The following is a 19,049-nucleotide window of genomic DNA, read 5'->3' on the forward strand; positions in this document are numbered from 1 at the left end:
GTCAAAGGACCATGGACGGCACGGGCCACCGGTCGATCCGGTACGGTGCCCACCAGTCGCGGCCGCCGAAGTCCAGAACGAGGTGCTCGGCGCGCAGCGCGGCCAGGACCTTGGGGTCGACGCCGTCCGCCCGCTGATCCTCCAGCAGGGTCACGGCCTGCACATACTCGGGCTGGATCAGATCGAACCGTTGCAATACTCCGTCCCGCCGGTCGCGGATCTGCACGAATCCGGGGCCGCGGCGCCACACGCAGCGGCCGACGTAGAACCGGGTCCTCCACTCGGCGAGGCGCTCGACGGACCGGCCGCCGTCGAGCGAGACCGGGGGTTGAAGGTGGGTCAGGTGATGTGCCGTCAGGGCGGGATCGGCGCGGCGGCCGGCCCGTAGGTGCCAGCGCACCAGCAGACCCCGGCCGGTGGCGTTCCGGACGAAGTCCAGAGCGCGCAGATCGCGCGGGGTGGGGGAGCGCAGCGATACGGGCTCGTCGAGGGCGACGCACCGGATGCCGCGGCTGTACAGGTCGCTGACCTGCTCGCCGGAGAGCAGGCCGTCCGAGGCGGTGGACGGGGTCAGGAGATCGTCAGGCATGCGGGCTCCTCGGCCAGCTCCAGGGCCAGTTCAGGCCCGCCGGACTTCTGCGACTCACGTCGGATGCGGCACATCAACTGGTTCTCGTCCTCGGTCGCGACATGGAGGGCGCGACCGTCCTCGACGAAGATCAGCCCTTGGCGGCACCAGTCGGCGAGCAGGGCCTCGACACGGGGCTTGTCCCAGGCGTCGCTCCGCCGGGTTGCGCGGCCTACCAGCTGATCGAGGGATCTGGGGTCGTGCAGGGCATGGAACAACTCCACCTCGACCGGGTCGTCCAACGTCATGGACCGCCAGGTGAAACCCGGCCGGGAGTTGACCAGTTCGATGCGGTCACCGAGATCGACGTAGGACAGGCGGCTGTGGACGTAGTTCTCGCTCCATTCCTGAAGGGCCTCGTCCAGGCGGTCGGCGACCGTGCTCTCGATGCCCCGGTCGTCGGTGTCGAACAGGTAGGCCAGGTCGGCCAGTTCGGTGTCCGGCAGGTCATAAATGAGCTCGTACTGCCAGTGCGGGCTGCGGTCGGCGAAGCCCAGCTCGGGGCGGTCGAAGTAGGGACTGAAACGCTCCAGCGCGATCCTGCCGGCTCCGGAGGAGGGGTGAAGGTGATGCAGGGCCGGAAGCTGCTCGATGACAGGCAGATAGTCGGCCTGCGTTTCACCCGGAAACCCGTACAGGTAGTTCCACGCCACCGACAGTCCGTTGCTCTCGGCATCCCGGAGAAAGCGTACGTTGAGGGTGCCACTCACCCCCTTGTCCATGATTCCCAGCACGCGGGTGCTGAGGTTCTCGATGCCCGGCTGGACGCTGACCACTCCCGCCGCGCGCAACTGGGCGATCTGTGACAACTTCATGTTCGACTTGACCTCGTACTGGATACGCAGGTCGAAGGGCGCCTCGGCGATCTTGGCCAGGACGGAGTCGAGGTAGGACATCTCCAGAATGTTGTCAACGGCGTAGAAGTCCAGCACGCGGTGACGTCCGGCGAGCGTGAGAATCTCCTCCAGATAGGTGTGCGGACTCTTGCTGCGGAAGGTCATTGCCGACCCGTTGAGCCCGCAGAAGGTGCAGTGGTGCTTTTCACCCCACCAGCAGCCGCGTGCGCCTTCGACCACGAGCACGGGCTCGAACCAGGACTGCACGCGGGATCGCCGCATCCGGTCGAAGTAGGCGTCGTAGTCGGGCGACGGGATCTCGCCCGGTGCCAGCAGGCGATCGGACAGCGGATTGCTCACACTCGTGTCGCCGTCGCGCCAGCACAGGCCGGGAACGCCGGAGATGTCCACCTTGTCGTCGGCGCCATCGGGGAGATGGGCCGCGACGAGTTGCGTAAATGTCCGCTCCCCCTCGCCGCGTACGGTGTAGTCGACGAAGTCGAAGTTGCGGTGCAGCGCTTCGCCCTGCGAGCCGTCACAGTTGGCGCCGCCCATGACGGTCTTCGTGGCCGGGGACAACTCCTTTATGCGCCGCAGCAGTGCGAGGGATGCCACGTTCTGCTGGAACGTCGAGGTCGCGCCCACGAGATCGGGTCCGTCGGCGACGATCCGCCGCGCGAGCGCGTCGATGAAGCCGGGGGCTGTCCGGTGTAGCCGCAGGCATGTCTCCATCTGCTCGGCGCTGATACGGTCCGCCATCTCGCGGGTGAATTCTTCGACCCGCCACGAGGTGTCGTCGTAGAGAGCGGAGGAGAACACCCAGTCGCCGCATCCCATGAAATAGCTCTGCAGGGAGAAGAAGCCGAAGTCGACGGCACCGTATCCGCCTTGGTGATGCATCCAGTCCGCGAAGTCGATGTTGGCGTACACGGTCTCCGTCTCAATCTCCGGAAACGTGGCCGCGATCTTTTTCGAGAGGATCCCGAGTGCGAGCGAGGGAGTTGCTATCGAGGCCCACGGCATGCTGACCAGCGTGATCTTCATATGCCCTCCGGTGCGAGCCCGCGCTTCCGGAAATGCGGGGCGAGGCGTGATCGTTGACCGCTTCCGGTGCGGCCCGAACTTCCGGCCGCACCGGAAGCGATGGAAAACCCAGATCAGGTGGGCCTCGTCAGAACCTGCCGGTTATGATCGGTATCGTGATCGTGGCCGATTCAGTGCCTTCGGTCTGCGGGTCGTTGTCGACGACTGTCTTCTCCACGGCGTTCCTCCCCTCAGTCGCTCGATGGGGCCGACACGCGAATGGTGCGTAGCTGCGCCGGCGAGTCGTAACTCACCGGACAGCGTGGGCTGTTCAGAGCGGGCTGTCGTGCTCTGTTCCGCTCAGCGGACCGGACCCGACGCCACCGCTACGGGTCGGCACTTGCAGGTGGCTGCTCCGCTCAACCACACAGGACACGGTCTGTTCAAGACAGGGCTGTTTCCGTTGAGCCCCTGTTCCCTGTGAGGTGTTCGGCTTCAGCCCGGACGATGTCCGCGACGGCTTCGTGCACGTGGAGCGGCAGATCCTCCTGCACAAGTCGCGGCTGTACTTCGGTCCCCCCAAGGGACCTTGCACGCGAGAACCGGCGCAAGGTGACGGTCCGGCTGCTCGTGTACACACGGCGGGGCGGCGCGATCAACCGCACCACTTGGAACACCGGGGCGCGGAAGCCTGCGCTTGGGACTGCGGGAGTTGTCTCTCCGCTCCCCGCGCAACAGCCGGGGGAGAAGCCGTCGCAGGTTTGGGAGCCGAGCCGCGAGCACGGCTTCCACGTCTTGCGCCATACGTACGCCTCCGTGATGCTCGAAGCAGGTGAGTCGATCGCCTCCCTCGCGAAGTGGCTGGGGCACTCCGACCCCGCGTTCACGCTCCGCACGTACACGCACTTCATACCGCAGGCCTGCGCCCGGGGACTGTCCGCGATCGTGGTCGGGGGCGTTGTTGCCGAAGGCCTTGCGTGGTGAGTCGATGACGAGGAGTGAGGGAACGAGGACGTCGGCGATCACTACCGTCTACGAGTGGCGCGCTAACGGCCACGCCGCTGAAGTGGCGGATGATCGGGGCGTGTCATCGCGACGACCACTAAAGCTTCTCCTCGGCGCCAGCCAGGCTGACCTGGAGACCTTCGACCTCGCCGAGCCGGCCTTCCGTCTCGGCTTCGGTGACTTCGGGCGATCAAGTTGTCGCGGATCTCAGCAAGCCGTGTCCGTTGGCTGCTCGGCGAGAACAAGTCGCTCCAGGGCCAGGAGTTTCAACAGGCGTATGCCTGGGAGCCCGTGTCTTGCTGAGCACGGCTACCGATCAGGCCGTAACGGTCCTGGCCTCGATTGTCCGCAGGCTGGTTCCGCGCGGCTTGTACGGGTTGGTGCAGGACTACCTCGACGGCGTCCTGGGCGGCTGACGCGTTCCTGAAGTGCGGCTGCTGCTGGTGCGTCGGTTATTGGCGCTTCGCTGTGCGGTCGCGCAGCAGCAGCCACTGACTCGCGCCGGTGCCGCCTGAGCGCGCGGCCGGTCCATGCAGGAGCACGGCGTAAGCCGTCCTCTCCGCCTTGCTGGGGGCGGCATACTGGCCTGGCGCCTCCGGGGTCGGGAATGACCTCGTCATGCCTTTCCAGGCCTTGTCCGCGTTCGGAGTGCTGAGCATCGGCCCTCCTGGGCTCAATAGGGTCAGGCAGTGAAGTACACGCACGCGTGCGAGCAGCCCCGGTACGGGTTGACCGTCCACTCGAAGGGCATGCGGGACGCCCCCGGCACCCGGTTGATGATCGAGCGGGCCCGCACCTCGTGGAAGGTGATCCCGCGGAACGCGGGTGTGTCGAACGTACGGCTGACCACGGCGTCCGCGCCGAACAGCGCGGCGTCGGCCGCCCGGCTGTGACCGCCGGACTCCAGGGTGAGGTTCTCCCAGCGCATGACGCCTCCTAGGTAGGCCTGCCCCTCGAGTGAAACACTTGTTCGAATTACTGTGCAAGTGTCATTCCCGATCGCTTCCGACGCCTTGAGGCACCCCGATTTGGGTGGCCGTGGGCGGGGGTGGTTGGCTTGCCCCGACCCCGACAACCGATGTCCTGACTCATGTCCTGGAGGAAACCGATGGCGCAGGTCGAGGCGACTACCGAGCGGGTCGTCGCAGCCGACGCGGAGGCTGTCTTCGACGCCCTCGCCGACTACAGCGGCACGCGCGCGAAGGTGCTGCCCGAGCAGTTCAGCGAGTACGAGGTGCGCGAGGGCGGCGACGGCGAGGGCACCCTCGTCCACTGGAAGCTCCAGGCCACCAGCAAGCGCGTCCGCGACTGCCTCCTGGAGGTCAGCGAGCCCACCGACGGCGAACTGGTCGAGAAGGACCGCAACTCCACCATGGTCACCACCTGGCGGGTCACCCCGGCCGGCGAGGGCAAGTCCCGCGTCGTCGTGACCAGCACCTGGAACGGCGCCACGGGCATCGGCGGCTTCTTCGAGCGGACCTTCGCCCCCAAGGGCCTCGGCCGGATCTACGACCTGGTGCTCGACAGGCTCGCCGCCGAGGTCGAGAAGTAGGCCCCAAGGGCCAAGCCCCCAGGGCGTGTTGACGCCCTGACGGCGTCCCTCACCGGTTCGGGTGGATCTCCGTCCGGGCCGGGCGTACGCCGTAACTCGTCACGCTTGCTCGCAGTTGTCGCCCAAAGCGGGAATTGTGCGGCAGGCGCGACGAGGGGAGCGGTACGTGGGCGGGACGACTCTGGTGCAGGACGAACAGGCCCCGGCACCCCCGGAAACACCCGTCCCCGCACCCGTCGACAAGGCCGAACTCAGCCCGCGCCGCGTGCGGTTGGTGTTCCTCGGGCTGATGCTCGCCCTGCTCCTCGCCGCGCTCGACCAGATGATCGTCGCCACCGCGCTCCCCAAGATCGTCGGCGAACTGCACGGCCTGGAGAAGATGTCCTGGGCGATCACCGCCTACCTTCTCACCTCCACGATCGGCCTGCCGGTCTACGGCAAACTCGGCGACCTCCTCGGCCGCAAGAGCGTGTTCCAGTTCGCGATCGGCGTCTTCGTCGTCGGCTCCGCGCTCGCGGGCCGCGCCCAGTCCATGGACCAACTCATCGCCTTCCGCGCGGTGCAGGGCATCGGCGCCGGCGGACTCATGATCGGCGTGCAGGCGATCATCGCGGACATCGTGCCGCCCCGGGAGCGCGGCCGCTTCATGGGCCTGATCGGCGCCACCTTCGGACTCGCCTCCGTGGCGGGCCCGTTGCTCGGCGGCTACTTCACGGACCACCTCTCCTGGAGGTGGTGCTTCTATGTCAACGTGCCCTTCGGCGTGGTGACGTTCGCCGTCGTGACCGTCGTACTGAAACTGCCGAGGCCGACCGCCAAGGCGCGCCTCGACCTCCTCGGCGCACTGCTCCTCGCCGCCGCGTCGACGTGCCTGGTGCTGCTGACCAGTTGGGGCGGGACCGAGTACGGCTGGGGCTCGCGCGTGATCCTCGGACTCGGGGCGGGAGCCGTGGCCGCCGCGGTCCTCTTCCTCGTCGCCGAGCGCTTCGCGCCCGAACCCCTCATCCCGCTACGGCTGTTCAAGGACGCCGTCTTCAACGTCACCGCTCTGGTGGGCCTGGTGATCGGCGTCGCGCTGTTCGGCGCCGCCAGCTATCTGCCGACCTTCCTGCAGATGGTCGACGGGGCCAGCGCCACCGAGTCCGGACTGCTGATGCTGCCCATGATGGGCGGCATCGTCGGAGCGTCCATCGTCTCCGGCCAACTCATCAGCCACACCGGCCGCTACAAGATCTACCCCGTCCTCGGCAGCGCGCTGGCCACCCTCGGCATGTGGCTGCTGTCCCGGCTCGAAGTCGACACGTCCCGGCTCCAGTACAGCGTCTGGATGGCCGTCCTCGGCGCCGGCATCGGCATGGTGATGCCCGTCCTCGTCCTCGCCGTGCAGAACTCCGTACGGCCCGCCGACCTCGGCACCGCCACCAGCGCCAACAACTACTTCCGGCAGATCGGCGGCAGCGTCGGCGCCGCGATCTTCGGCACGCTCTTCGCCGACCGGCTCGCCGACGCCCTGCGCGAACGCCTCCCCACGCGCGCGGGTGCCGGCCTCCCCGACCCCCAGTCCATCACCCCGCAGCTCGTCCACACGCTGCCCCCGGCGCTGCGCGACAGCTACATCCGGGCCTACGCCGACGCCATGCCCCGGATCTTCCTCTACCTGGTGCCGGTGCTCGCCCTCGGCCTGCTCATCGCCTTCTTCCTCAAGGAGAGACCACTGGTGTCCCACAACGCCCCCGCCGAGACCTCGGAGACCGCGCCCCTCAACTCCCCGATCCCGCAGGCACGTTCGTCCTACGCGGCCGGAATCCCGGTCTGCGGCACGGTGCAGCACCCGGACGGGACCGTCGTGCCCCGGGCCGCGCTCACCCTCATCGACGTCTCCGGGCAGCAGATCGGGCGCGGCGCCAGCGGCGCGGACGGACGGTACGCGCTGTCGACGCCCGGGTCCGGGGCGTACGTCCTGATCGCGGCGGCCGGCGGGCACCAGCCGCAGGCGGTGTCCGTGACCGTGGGGGAGCGGCCCGTCGAACTGGACGTCGTCCTCGGCGGCGCCGGACGCCTCGCCGGGAGTGTGCTGACCGCGGACGGCACCCCGGTGCGGGAGGCCGCCGTGACGCTCACCAACGTGCACGGCGAGGTCGTCGCCGGCACCCGCAGCGGGCGCGAAGGCACCTATGTGATCAGCGAGTTGGTGGCCGGCGAGTACACCCTCGCCGCCAGCGCGCCCGCGTTCCGCCCGGCCGCGCTCCCCGTCAGCGTCCAGGCGTCCCGCGAGACCCGTCAGGACGTCGAACTCGCGGGCGGCGCCCTGCTGCGCGGCACCGTCAGGGCGAGCGGCGGGCGCCCCGTCGAGGACGCGCGCGTGACGCTCCTCGACGCGGCGGGCAACGTCGTCGACACCCTCACCACCGGACCCGACGGCACCTTCCGGTTCGTCGATCTGTCCTCCGGCGAGTACACGGTGATCGCCGCCGGGTATCCGCCCGTGGCCACCGTGCTCCAAGTGGCGGGCGGGGGACGCACCGAGCGCGATCTGCAACTCGGCCACGAGGACTGACCCCCCGCCCCAGGGGGCGCGCAGGCGCACGCCGGTGCGGATCGGCCGGAACCAATTCCAGGAATGCCACACATCGCCACCGGCCGCCCCCGTAGCGTGGTCAGTGGCGCAACAGATCTTGCGGAGCCGTGCGGAGAGAGGGCCTGGGCCATGGACCGTGGCACCGAACGGGAGACACCTCCCGGCCGCGGGGCCGGGGACGAGGCGGTGGCGGAATACTCCGCGGCCGGCCGTATCCCCCTCGCTGTGATCCTCGTCGACCGCGACGGCCTGGTCTCGCACTGGAGCCGCGGCGCCCGACGCCTGTTCGGCGCCACCAGGGAAGAGGCGATCGGCCAGCCCGCCCTCGACCTCCTCCCCGTCTCCGGCGCCCTGCCCGACGACGAGGAGACCGGTCCCTACGGCGCGTTCACCGCCTACGACGGACTCGGCCCCGATTTGGAGTCCTCCCTCGACGGACGGCTGTCCTACCCGGCCGCGGGCCGCGCCCGCCTCACCGTCCCCGAGCGAAGCGAGACGGGTGTCCCGCCGGCCGAAGACTGGGGGAGGGACCGTGTGGACGTCCTGTGGTGGGCCTACCCCCTGGTCGGCCCCGGACAGGAGCGGCTGCTCGTGCTCGCCGCCGACGCGGGCGGCCTGCGCCAGGACCTCCCCGAAGGGGACGTGGCCTTCGAGCGCATAGCCCCCGGCTTCGCCCTGCACACCGACTTCCCCGGCGCCGAGGAACTCGCCCGCAGGCTCCCCGAGATCCTGCCCAGCATGAGCGTCGACGAGAGCGCCCGCATCGTCGCCCAGGTCCTCGAACTGGGCTATCCCGTCCTGGAGTTCAGCCAGAACGAGCGGGTGCCGGTGACCCCCGACTGGGGCGTCGCCCGCCGCGCCGAGCGCAAGGCGCGCCGCGAGCGGGTCGCCCTCGCGGTCGCGGAGGGGCGGCCCGTGCCCCAGGAGACCGACGACGAGGGCGAGGACCTCGAATACGCCGCCGTACGCGAGCGGTTGGAGTTCCTCAACGAGGTCAGCGGCCGCATCGGCACCTCGCTCGACCTCGCGCAGACCATTGTCGAGGTCAGCAAGGCCGTCGTCCCCAAGTTCACCGACGTCGCTGGCACCTATCTGCGTGAACAGGTCGTCGCCGGCGAGGGGTTCCCGGACGGCGTGCCCGACACCACCACCATGTGGCACCGCGTCGCCCTGGAGCACACCGACGAACCCGGCCGCTGGGACGACGTCGTACCGGTCGGCGAGGCCATGCCGTTCCCGGCGCACACCCCGTTCTTCCAGTGCATGACCACCGGCGACCCCGTCCTCGTGCCGCGCATCAGCGAGCAGATGGGGCACATGATCGCCTCGCAGTTCGAGAAGCGCGACATCCGGCCGCTGATCACCGGCCGCTCCATGCTGGTCGTCCCGCTCAAGGCCCGCAACGTCGTCCTCGGCTTCATGATCCTGCTGCGCCACCCGGAGCGCGTCGAGTTCAACGACATGGACCGCGTCACCGGCGCCGAACTCGCCGCCCGCGCGGGCCTCGTGCTCGACAACGCGCGCATGTACACCTACCAGGAGAGTGTCGCCGAGACCCTCCAGGACAGCATGCTGCCGCACATCCCGGCGCGCATGGCGGGCTGCGACATCGCCACCCGCTATCTGCCGGGCACACTCCTCGGCCGGGTCGGCGGCGACTGGTTCGACTCGGTGAAACTGCCCGGCGCCCGCACCGCGCTCGTCGTCGGCGACGTCATGGGCCACGGCCTCAACTCGGCCGCGATGATGGGCCAGTTGCGCACCGCCGTGCAGACCATGGCCGCCATGGACCTCCCGCCCGCCCAACTCCTCCGCAACCTCGACGACCTGGCCCAGCGCCTCGGCGACTCGTACCTCGCGACCTGCCTCTACGTGATCTACGACCCGATCGGCGGCGAACTCCACATCGCCAACGCGGGCCACATCCCGCCGGTGATCGTGCGGGCCGACGACGGCCGCAGCGAACTGCTCGACCTGCCCACCGGGGCGCCCATCGGCGTCGGCGGGGTGCCCTTCGAGGCGGTACGCGTGCGCGTGGAGCCCGGCGACCGGCTGGTGATGTGCACCGACGGACTCGTCGAGGTGCGCGGCGAGGACATCGGCGTAGGACTCGCGACGTTGAGCGAGTCCGCCGCGCATCCGGCCGCGTCCATGGACGACGCCTGCGACACCATCATCCGCACCCTCAACACCCGCGGCGGCCGCAAGGACGACGTCGCGCTCCTGATGGCCCGCCTCAACGGCATCGAGCCGGACGACGTCGCCGAGTGGCGGCTCACCCTCGACCCGGCCCAGGCCGCCCGCGCCCGCGCGGCGGTCCGCGAACAGGTCCACGAGTGGGGCCTGGCCAGACTCGCCGACACCGCCGCCCTGTTGGCGAGCGAGCTGGTCACCAACGCCGTACGGCATTCCCACGGCCGCCGGATCGAACTGCGTCTGGTGCGCGGCGACACCCTGCTGTGCGAGGTGGACGACGACGACCCCACCCTGCCCTCCCTGCTCAGCGCCGGCCCCGACGACGAGCACGGACGCGGACTGCACGTGGTCGGCGCGCTCGCCCGCGAATGGGGCGCCAGCCGTACGACCGCGGGCAAGACCGTCTGGTTCGAACTCACCCTGCCCCGCCGCTGAAGCGCAGGTGACCGTGGGGGCGCACGGGGCGCACATCGGCGTACACGCGTCGAATGAGCGGTGAAGGAATGCGCCGTGCGCTTGTGAGCGGGACCCGGGCGCGATAGACCGTACTGGCCCGTCACTTACGGCGGAACGGCCTTGCATCCTGGGGAGTTGGGCATGAGTGTGACCAGTCGGTACCGGGAGGCCTGGGAAGGTTTCTGGCGCGAGGCGCCCGACGGGCAGGGAGCCGTCTTCTGGGACGCGGCGGCGGCACAGACCGTCGGGCTCCATCTCGCCCTGTTCGAACCGAAGTTGCGCGACCCCGGCCTCCAGATGGTGGACCTCGGCTGCGGCAACGGCACGCAGACCCGGTTCCTCGCCGACCGGTTCACCCATGTCGTCGGCGTCGACCTGTCCGCCGCGGCCCTCGACCACGCCCGGCACGCGGACCCGGCGGGGCAGGCGGCCTACCGGCTGCTGGACGCCGCCGACAAGACCGAGGTCGAGACCCTGCACGCCGAACTCGGCGACGCCAACGTCTACATGAGGGGCGTACTGCACCAGGTCGATCCCGACGACCGGCAGCCGCTGGTGGACGGGATCGCCACGCTCGTCGGGGAGCGCGGCCACGCCTTCCTCGTCGAACTCGCCGAGGCCGCCCGCCCGATCCTCGGCGAACTGGCCCAGGACCCGGCCGGACCGCCCGCGAAACTCGCCCCGGTCCTCCGCCACGGCATCGTCCCCGGCGAGGTGGCCGACGACGAGGTGCACGAACTCCTGCGCGCGGCCGGCCTCGCCGTTCTCGCGAGCGGTGAACTGCCCCTGATCACCACCGAGTTCAGGGAAGACGGCGCACGCATCGAACTGCCGTCGAAGTGGCAGATCGTGGGCCGTACGTCCTGAGGAGGCAGGGAAGGCAGGGGGAGGCGGGGCGGCTCACCGCCTCCCCCGACCGGTCTAGCCGAACTGGTGCTTGAGGAACGACCCGGACCACGCCATCAGGTCCGCGGGCACGTAGTACCCCTTCTCGTCGTTGATCGCGTCCCAGTTCTTCGCGACGTCCTCGACGGAGGCATCGCCCCCCTCGTGCGCGTACCCCTCCGTCGAGGCCAGGAACACCCGCGCGAACCGGCCCGCACCGGCCGTGTAGATCTCCCCGCTCACCGGGACGCTCTCGTGCGCGAGGTAGGCCACCATCGGCGCCACCGCCGACGACGGCATGTACGGCATGCCCTCCGCGGTCTCGGTGGGTTCCTCCTCGGGGCCGCCGCCCATCCGGGTCATCGCGGCCGGCGCGATCAGGTTGACCTTGATGTTGTGCGGTTCGCCCGCCAGTTTCGCGCTGCGCGCCATGCCGACCGTGCCCGCCTTCGCGGCGGCGTAGGACAGGTTGTTGTCCATGCCGAACATGCCGCTGGAGGTGGTCAGCACGACCCGGCCGTACCCCTGTTCCACGAAGTGCGGCCAGGCGGCCCGCATCGTGTTGAAGGAACCGAGGAGGTGGACGGCCAAGTGCCGTTCCAGGTTGTCGAGTTCGATCTCCGGCAGGCCCGCGTAGCGGATGATCCCGGCGTTGTTGACGAGGACGTCGATCCGGCCGAAGGTCTCGATCGCGGTGCCGATGATGGCCTCGCCGCCCGCGGTCGTGGACACGTCGTGGGTGTCGGCCACCGCCTCACCGCCCGCCGCGACGATTCCGTCGACGACCTTCTGCGCGGGTCCGGCGTCCGAGCCCTCGCCCTCCATCGACCCGCCCAGGTCGTTGACGACGACCTTCGCCCCGCGCTCCGCCAGCAGACGGGCGTAGGCGCGGCCGAGGCCGCGGCCCGCGCCGGTGACGACGGCGACGCGTCCCTCGAAGCTGAACTCGCTCATGCCTGACTCCTGTCGTACGCGCCGTACGTCGTTGTCGACGCTGTCATGGTGTTCGTCCTACTGCGGTGGGGGGTCGGCACAGGACGGCCGAGGTGCGGCCCTGCCTCCTGCGCGATGGGGAGCACTGCCCGAGCTACCAGGTGAGGGGCAGCTCGCGGATACCTCCGGCGAGATCGTCGGCGGTCCGGAAGCTGAGCTCCTCGAAGGGGACCGCGAGGCGCAGGGTCGGGATGCGCCGGTAGAGCGTGCCGTACACGACCTGAAGTTCGATACGGGCGAGCTGCTGGCCGAGGCACTGGTGGATGCCCCAGGCGAACGCGTGGTGATGGCGCGCCTCGCGACCGATGTCGAACTTCTCCGGCTCGGGGAACGCCGCCGGGTCCCAGTTGCCCGCGGGCAACGCGACGACGATGCCCTCGCCGGCCTTGATGGTCACGCCCTCGATCTCGATGTCCTCGCGGGCGATCCGCCGCTGCCCGAGCTGCGGGACGGTCACGTAGCGGAGGATCTCCTCGACCGCGTTCGCGACGGCCTTCGGGTCGTCCGTCTCACGCAGCAGGGCCAGCTGGTCCGGGTTCTCCAGGAGCAGGGCGGTGCCCAGGGTGATCATGCTCGAGCTGGTCTCGTGCCCGGCGATCAGCAGGATCATGCACAGCATGACGGCCTCGGGCAGGGTGACCTCGCCGGCCTTGATCCGCGTGGCGAAGTCCGAGACCACGTCGTCGGTGGGCTCCTCCATCTTGGCCTGGAGCAGCCCGGCCAGATAGCCGCCCAGCGCCGCGTTCGCAGCTTGCTGCTCCTCGACGGTCTTGTCGCTCCTGGTCGCGTAGGAAGCGTGCTCCTGGAAGAAGTCGTGGTCCTCGTAGGGCACACCGAGCAGTGCACAGATCATCAGCGAGGGCAGCGGCAACGACAGCGCGGTGACCAGGTCCACCGGCTTGGGGCCCGCCAGCATCTTGTCGATGAGCTCGTCGGTGAAGCGCTGGATGTCCGGCCGCAGCTTCTCCATCCGGTTGCGCGTGAACGGAGCCGTCATCATCCGGCGGATCCGCGTGTGGTCGGCCCCGTCGGCGTTGAAGATGGTCAGCGGGTGATGGTGGTGGGTTTCCTTCATCACCTGGTTCGGAAACGGGAACCCGGGCTGCTTGTCGTCCGAACTCACCCGGGGGTCGGAAAGGATCACGCGCTGCGCGGCGTGTCCCGTGACGAGCCAGGGGGTGCTGCCGTCGAAGATCCGGCCCCGAGTCACGGGCGCCTTGTCGTTCAGTGCGCGAAGTGCGGCCGGCGGAGCGAACGGGCACTTGCTGTCCTTGACGCCCGGGTAGTCAAAGATCTCCGGGTCGGGGGCGGCCAGATCTGTCTCGGCCATGGTCTTTCCTCCAACAGGTGAGGTGTGGGGGGAACGGGGTGGCGCGGCTATTCCTCGATACGGATCGCCAGGGCGGGGCACACCGCGGCGGCGTTCCGTACGTCGTCGGCCAGTTCGGCCGGCGGGTTCTCGTCCAGCAGGACGACGATGCCGTCCTCGTCACGTTGGTCGAACACGTCCATCGCGGCGGCGACGCACTGCCCGGCGGCGACGCATTTGTCCTCGTCGACGACAACCTTCATGGCAACTCTCCTGATCGTTCAGTGGGCCGGGGAGGAGACGGGGGAGGGGACCGCGTCGACGATCTCCTGACGACGCTGCCTGGCCTGCTTGGGCATGTTCCAGCCGAGGATCCCGGTGACCCGGCCCCCGCTGCGGTACCGCGCGACGAACCGACGGGCTCTCAACTCCCCGTCGACGACGTCGACTTCGGCATCGGCCGGCAGGAAGCCGTGCACCTGGAGCTTGGCGTCGAACTGATCGGTCCAGAAGTACGGCACCGGCTCGTAGGGCCGGTCCTCCCCGAGGATCGCTCCGGCGACCGCCATGGCCTGCTCGGTGGCGTTCGTCCGGTTCTCCAGCCGGATCAGCCGGCCGAGCTGCTCGTGCTGCCAGCGGGCCACGTCACCGACGGCGTAGATACCCGGCGCGGCCCGGCAACGCGAGTCGCACACCACGCCGTTGTCGAGTTCCAGCCCGCTGTCGGCCAGCCACTCCGTCGCCGGACTCGCCCCGATCGCGACCACGACCACATCGGCGGGCAGCACCTCGCCGGTGCTCAACTCGACGCCGGTGACGCGGCCTTGGGCGCCGGTCAGCCCTGTGACGCCGTTCCCGAGCCGGAGCCGGACGCCCCGCTCGGTGTGCAGCTCCGCCAGCAGTCCCGACACCAGCGGGCCCACCTGAAGGGCCAGTGGTCCGGTGAGCGGTCCCGCCAGGGTGACGTCCAGGCCCAACGTCCGTGCGGTGGCGGCGATTTCGGAGCCGAGGACCCCTTCGCCGACGACCACCAGGCGTGACCCGGCGAGCAGATCCGTGCGCAGGGCGAGCGCGTCGTCGAGGGTGCGCAGCACATGCACACCGGTCAACTCGCCCTGCCCGGGCAGCACTCGGGGCCGTACCCCGGTGGCGATCACGATCGCGTCGGCGCTCAGCTCGCGCCCGGACTCGGTGCGCACGGTCCGGGTGGCCGGGTCGAGAGCGACCGCCGGATCGCCGAGCACGAACTCGGTGTCCAGGCCGGTCAGCATCTCCTCGGTGCGCAGCGCGGCCCGGCCGGGCTCCCAGGCGCCGGAGAGGATCTGCTTGGACAGCGGCGGACGGTCGTACGGGGCGTGCGGCTCGGCGCCGAGCACCGTGATCCGGCCCGTGTACCCCTTGCGCCGGAGGGCCTCCACCGTGGTCAGCCCGGACGCGGAGGCGCCCACCACCAGCACGTGGGCCACGGCCCCGGTGTCGTCCTCGATGCTCATGTTCTGCTCCGTTGCAGCGTCGTTGCGATGTACTTTGCGGGTGCTCACACGAGGTAGCGTCCGCCGTTGGCGCTGAGGGTCTGGCCGGTGACGTAGGACGCTTCCTCGGAGGCGAGGTAGGCCACCGCGTAGGCGACGTCCTCCGGCTGCCCGGCGCGCTTCATCGGCATGGTGGCGGCGGCCGCCTCCACGTCGACGGGGCCCTGGCGGACCAGCGGGGTGTCGATGAAGCCGGGCGGCACGTGGTTCACCGTGATGCCCTTCTCGATGTACTCGATCGCGAGGGCGCGGGTGAGGCCGATGACACCGCCCTTGGAGGACACGTAGTGGGCCATGGCGGGTGCGCCGGTCTGGGTGGAGGACGAGGAGATGTTGATGATCCGGCCCCAGCCCGCATCGAGCATGTCGGGCACGATCTCCTTGGTGACCAGGAACGGGCCCTTGAGGTTGATCCCGATCATGCGGTCCCAGGACGCCTCGGAGATGCTGGTGAACGGCTCGTAGGCGGTGATGCCCGCGTTGTTCACGAGGATCGTGACCGGGCCGAGCTCCTCGCGGGTGCGGGCCGCCGCCCGTGCGACGGCGCCGGCCTCGGCCGCGTCACCGGCGACCGCGATCGCCGTACCGCCCGCCTCCTGGATGGCCGCCGCGGTCTTCTCGGCGCCCTCGCTGTTCAGGTCCCACACCGCGACCGCGGCGCCCCTGGCCGCGAGCACCTTCGCGATCGCCTGGCCGATGCCCCGGCCGCCGCCGGTGACGACCGCGACCTTTCCCTGCAGTGACATGTGCGCTCCCTTGCGCTCGTGCGCGGTGCCGAAGTACGGACACCGGTGGTTCGTCCGGCTATTCGCCCAGGGCCTCGCGGGCCGCGTTACGGGCGGCCACGGCCTTGGGGAAGCCGGTGTACCCGGCGGAGTGGTAGATGACCTCGGCCAGCTCGTCCCTGGTCACCCCGTTGGTCAGGGCGACCCGGACATGGGTCTTCAGCTCGGTCTCGGCGCCGAGCGCGATCAGGATGCCGAGGGTGACGAGGCTGCGGTCGCGCGGGGCGAGGCCCTCGCGGCCCCACAGTGCGCCCCACACGGTGGACAGGCCGATCTCGACGAGATCCTCGCCGAACTTGCCGTCCCGCATGTCGAGATCGCCCTCCGCGGGCACCACTCCGGGCAGCGCGGCACGAAGGGCTTTCAGTCCCGCGACGCGCAGATCGGTGGTTTCCTTGACGTCTTCGGCGCTCATGCGCGACTCCCGGTCCATGCGATTGCATTCGTCCCAAACGAAAGTTAGACCAAGCGGTCGGTACAATCAATGCCTGTTACGGATATGGCTGGTCCAAGCTCTCTCCGTCATCGCCATTGATCGGGCCGAGACCCTCATCTAGTCTCGGTCTGAATATTCGACCGACTGGTCGAACTATCAAACCAGGCTCATGTGGGAGCCGCAGCCCCAGTCACCATGGAGCGCAAATGAGCGAAACTTCGAAGCCGGCGGTCCAGGACCGGGTCGACGTCGTCGTCATCGGGGCCGGCGTCACCGGCATCTACCAGCTTTACACCGCCCGCGAGGCGGGCTTCTCGGTGCGGCTCCTCGAAGCGGGCACCGGCGTGGGCGGCACCTGGTACTGGAACCGCTACCCCGAGGCGCGCTTCGACTCCGAGAGCTACACCTACGGCTACCTGTTCTCGAAGGAGCTGTGGGAGGAGTGGGAGTGGTCGGAGCGGTTCGCGGGCCAGCCCGAGATCGAGCGCTACTTCAACCACGTCGTCGACCGCTTCGACCTGCGGCGCGACATCCGCACCGGCGTCAAGGTGACCTCGGCCGTCTTCGACGAGCCCTCCGGCACCTGGACCGTGCGGGGCAGCGACGGCACCGAGGTCCGGGCCCGCTACGTCGTCGCGGCCACCGGCAACCTCTCGGTGCCGTTCATCCCCGGCATCCCCGGCCGCGAGGACTTCCGCGGCGAGCAGCACCACACCTCGCGCTGGCCGAAGACGCCCATCGACTTCACCGGCAAGCGGGTCGCCCAGATTGGCACCGGCTCCAGCGGCGTGCAGATCATCTCCGCGATCGCCGACGACGTAGCACAGTTGACGGTGTATCAGAAGGACGCGGACTGGCTCACCCCGCTCAACAACGGGCCGATCGCGCCCGAGGAACAAGCCGAGCTCAAGGCCAACTACGAGTCCATCCGCGACACGTTGAACACCTCGCCGAGCGGCTTCCTGCACCAGATCGTCATGCGCTCCGGCCTCGACGACAGCCCGGAGGACCGCCAGGCGTTCTACGAGGAGCGGTGGAACGGCCCGGGCTTCACCAAGCTGACCGAGCACTACATGGACATGCTGTCGAACGAGACCGTCAACGCGGAGTGGTGCGCGTTCATGGCCGACAAGATCCGCAGCATCGTCAAGGACCCTGAGACGGCGGACAAGTTGATCCCGAAGGGCCATGGCTACGGCGGCCGTCGGCCCCCCTTCGGCACCGGCTACTACGAGACGTACAACAAGCCGAACGTCTCCCTCGTCGACATCAACACGACGCCGATCACCCGCATCACCGAGGACGGCATCGAAACCGCCGACGGTGTCGAGGAGTTCGACATCATCATCTGGGCCACCGGCTACGACTTCGGCACCGGCGCCCTCAACAGGCTTGGTGTACAAGGCCGTCGGGGTCTCCCGCTCAAGGAGTACTGGTCGGACGGCCCGCGCACCTACCTCGGTGTCGCGACGGCCGGCTTCCCCAACTTCTTCTTCCCCGGCGGCCCGCACGGCGCGACCGGCAACAACCCGCGCTACGCCGGCGACCAGGTGGAGATCATCACCGACGCCCTCGTCCACACCCGCGACAGCGGCTACGACGTCATCGAGGTCACCGAGGCCGCCGAGGAGGAGTGGACGGACAGCATGAACAACAGCACGATGTCCTCCTTCCTGGAGAGCAGCTACTTCTACGGCGGCAACATCCCCGGCAAGCCGGTCAAGCAGCTCCTCAACCCGACGGGCCGGTGGGCGCTCCAGGAGGCGATCAACGCCGTCAAGGAGAACGAGTTCCCGACCTTCGTGCTCACCAAGGCCGAGAACCCGGACGCCTGAACGCCCGGACGCCCGTGCCGCCCTGGACGTGGGCGGCACGGGCGTCCGGGTTCCCGCAGGGGGCTACTCGGCGAAGGTCGTGACCCGGTGCTGGAACAGCCATGCGCCGTCGTGCCGGCGCAGGACGTCGTCGTAGCGCCCGACCATCTGCACGGTCCAGCCCGCCTCGCCGCGCGCGAAGAACGCCAGGTTGCTGGTGGCCCTCGCCTCGTCCTCGGTCGCGGAGGTGACGACGGTGTTGGCGATCAGGTGCAACTGCGGTGCCTGGGGCGTGAATCCGCCGAAGCCCTGCCGTATCGCCTCGCGGCCCTCGAACTTGGCCATGCCGACGATCTCGGCGACGCCGTCGGGGGTGTAGAGGTCGGCGATCTCGTCGGCCTTTCCGGCGTCCAGGGCTTGCGCGTAGGCGGCGATGGCGGTCTGGACGGCCGCCGTGACGGACGCGTCGATCGATGTGGTCATCTCACTCCAAGGTCGAGAAGGTCAACAGGCATGCTGAGGACGGCCGTTACGCCTGGTACGTCGTCTTCCTGCGGTGCAGCAGCCAGGTGCCGTCCTGGCGGCGCAGGGTGTCGTCGTAGTGCCCGACCACGCCGATCGCCCAGCCCGCCTCGCCGCGCTGGAGGAAGACCACGTCGCTCAGGGCGCGGGCCTCGTCCTCGCCCGTGGACGTCACGACGGTGTTGGTCACGAGGTGGAGCTGCGGCTTGACCGGCTCCCATCCCTTGAAGGCCGCGTGGATCGCGTCGCGCCCCTCGACCGGGTCCATGCCCGGGATCTCCAGGACGGCGTCGGGCGTGTACAGCGCGACGATCTCGTCGGTGCGGCCGGCGTCCTGGGCCTGGGTGTGCGCGCCCAGTACGGCCCGTACGCCCGCCACGACCCACGCCTGTGTGGATTCGCTCATTCTTCGCTCCAAGGTCAGGTGTTTCGACCACTCAGTCTATTGATGAGTCGAAGATAAAGGGAGGGGGGTGCGTCGGATTCGTTGACCGATCGG

At 69.4% G+C, this 19,049-nt stretch carries 16 protein-coding genes and 1 pseudogene; 6 read left to right on the forward strand and 11 right to left on the reverse strand.

The features are described from left to right. Position 1: 1 nt before the first annotated feature. Entirely contained in the window at positions 2–589 is a 588-nt protein-coding gene (locus tag OG223_RS42280) for a DUF5825 family protein (RefSeq protein ID WP_329260899.1), read from the reverse strand. Beyond that, positions 571–2,508, reverse strand: a complete 1,938-nt coding sequence (locus tag OG223_RS42285; protein WP_329260902.1) for a RiPP maturation radical SAM C-methyltransferase — start codon at positions 2,506–2,508, stop codon at positions 571–573. The genes OG223_RS42280 and OG223_RS42285 overlap by 19 nt, the downstream gene beginning before the upstream one ends. A 798-nt stretch (positions 2,509–3,306) precedes the next feature. Here OG223_RS42285 and OG223_RS42290 point away from each other — a divergent pair. Further along, positions 3,307–3,471 carry a hypothetical protein gene (locus OG223_RS42290; RefSeq protein ID WP_329260904.1) on the forward strand — a complete coding sequence of 55 codons (165 nt, stop codon included), beginning with the start codon at positions 3,307–3,309 and terminating at the stop codon, positions 3,469–3,471. 715 nt (positions 3,472–4,186) lie between these two features. On the opposite strand, the pseudogene OG223_RS42295 reads toward OG223_RS42290, so the two are convergent. Continuing rightward, positions 4,187–4,420, reverse strand: a pseudogene (locus tag OG223_RS42295) (Rv2578c family radical SAM protein); the annotation flags it as partial. A gap of 180 nt (positions 4,421–4,600) precedes the next feature. Here OG223_RS42295 and OG223_RS42300 point away from each other — a divergent pair. From OG223_RS42300 to OG223_RS42315, 4 genes are all read left to right on the forward strand, one after another. Next, positions 4,601–5,044, forward strand: a complete 444-nt coding sequence (locus tag OG223_RS42300) for an SRPBCC family protein (protein ID WP_329260906.1) — start codon at positions 4,601–4,603, stop codon at positions 5,042–5,044. 166 nt (positions 5,045–5,210) lie between these two features. Further along, the gene (locus OG223_RS42305) at positions 5,211–7,601 is read left to right on the forward strand and encodes an MFS transporter (RefSeq protein WP_329260909.1); all 2,391 of its coding nucleotides are present in this window, start codon (positions 5,211–5,213) and stop codon (positions 7,599–7,601) included. Positions 7,602–7,751: 150 nt separating this feature from the next. Next, positions 7,752–10,253: a SpoIIE family protein phosphatase gene (locus tag OG223_RS42310; RefSeq protein ID WP_329260912.1), complete on the forward strand. Its 2,502-nt coding sequence runs from the start codon at positions 7,752–7,754 to the stop codon at positions 10,251–10,253. 162 nt (positions 10,254–10,415) lie between these two features. Beyond that, on the forward strand, positions 10,416–11,141 hold the full coding sequence (locus tag OG223_RS42315; RefSeq protein ID WP_329260914.1) for a class I SAM-dependent methyltransferase: 726 nt from the start codon (positions 10,416–10,418) through the stop codon (positions 11,139–11,141). A gap of 54 nt (positions 11,142–11,195) precedes the next feature. Here OG223_RS42315 and OG223_RS42320 read toward each other — a convergent pair whose 3' ends face one another. The 6 genes from OG223_RS42320 to OG223_RS42345 form a co-directional block, all read right to left on the reverse strand. Beyond that, positions 11,196–12,113: an SDR family NAD(P)-dependent oxidoreductase gene (locus OG223_RS42320; protein ID WP_329260917.1), complete on the reverse strand. Its 918-nt coding sequence runs from the start codon at positions 12,111–12,113 to the stop codon at positions 11,196–11,198. A 133-nt stretch (positions 12,114–12,246) separates the two neighbouring features. Next, complete coding sequence (locus OG223_RS42325; protein WP_329260919.1) at positions 12,247–13,482, reverse strand: cytochrome P450; 1,236 nt, start codon at positions 13,480–13,482, stop codon at positions 12,247–12,249. Positions 13,483–13,529: 47 nt separating this feature from the next. Continuing rightward, on the reverse strand, positions 13,530–13,724 hold the full coding sequence (locus tag OG223_RS42330; RefSeq protein ID WP_019071312.1) for a ferredoxin: 195 nt from the start codon (positions 13,722–13,724) through the stop codon (positions 13,530–13,532). 18 nt (positions 13,725–13,742) lie between these two features. Next, complete coding sequence (locus OG223_RS42335) at positions 13,743–14,954, reverse strand: NAD(P)/FAD-dependent oxidoreductase (RefSeq protein WP_329260923.1); 1,212 nt, start codon at positions 14,952–14,954, stop codon at positions 13,743–13,745. A 44-nt stretch (positions 14,955–14,998) separates the two neighbouring features. After that, a complete protein-coding gene (locus tag OG223_RS42340) occupies positions 14,999–15,739 on the reverse strand; it encodes an SDR family NAD(P)-dependent oxidoreductase (protein WP_329260928.1) in 741 nt (246 codons plus the stop codon). Positions 15,740–15,797: 58 nt separating this feature from the next. Further along, positions 15,798–16,193 carry a carboxymuconolactone decarboxylase family protein gene (locus OG223_RS42345; protein WP_329260931.1) on the reverse strand — a complete coding sequence of 132 codons (396 nt, stop codon included), beginning with the start codon at positions 16,191–16,193 and terminating at the stop codon, positions 15,798–15,800. Between the two features lie 227 nt (positions 16,194–16,420). On the opposite strand from OG223_RS42345, the gene OG223_RS42350 reads away from it, so the two are divergent. Then, a complete protein-coding gene (locus OG223_RS42350; RefSeq protein WP_329260934.1) occupies positions 16,421–18,049 on the forward strand; it encodes a flavin-containing monooxygenase in 1,629 nt (542 codons plus the stop codon). A 63-nt stretch (positions 18,050–18,112) separates the two neighbouring features. Here OG223_RS42350 and OG223_RS42355 read toward each other — a convergent pair whose 3' ends face one another. Both OG223_RS42355 and OG223_RS42360 read right to left on the reverse strand, forming a co-directional pair. Beyond that, a complete protein-coding gene (locus OG223_RS42355; RefSeq protein ID WP_200678708.1) occupies positions 18,113–18,511 on the reverse strand; it encodes a nuclear transport factor 2 family protein in 399 nt (132 codons plus the stop codon). Between the two features lie 46 nt (positions 18,512–18,557). Next, the gene (locus OG223_RS42360) at positions 18,558–18,956 is read right to left on the reverse strand and encodes a nuclear transport factor 2 family protein (protein ID WP_329260939.1); all 399 of its coding nucleotides are present in this window, start codon (positions 18,954–18,956) and stop codon (positions 18,558–18,560) included. Positions 18,957–19,049 lie beyond the last annotated feature (93 nt).

The organism is Streptomyces sp. NBC_01478 (assembly GCF_036227225.1).
In the GTDB taxonomy this organism is placed as follows: Bacteria; Actinomycetota; Actinomycetes; order Streptomycetales; family Streptomycetaceae; genus Streptomyces.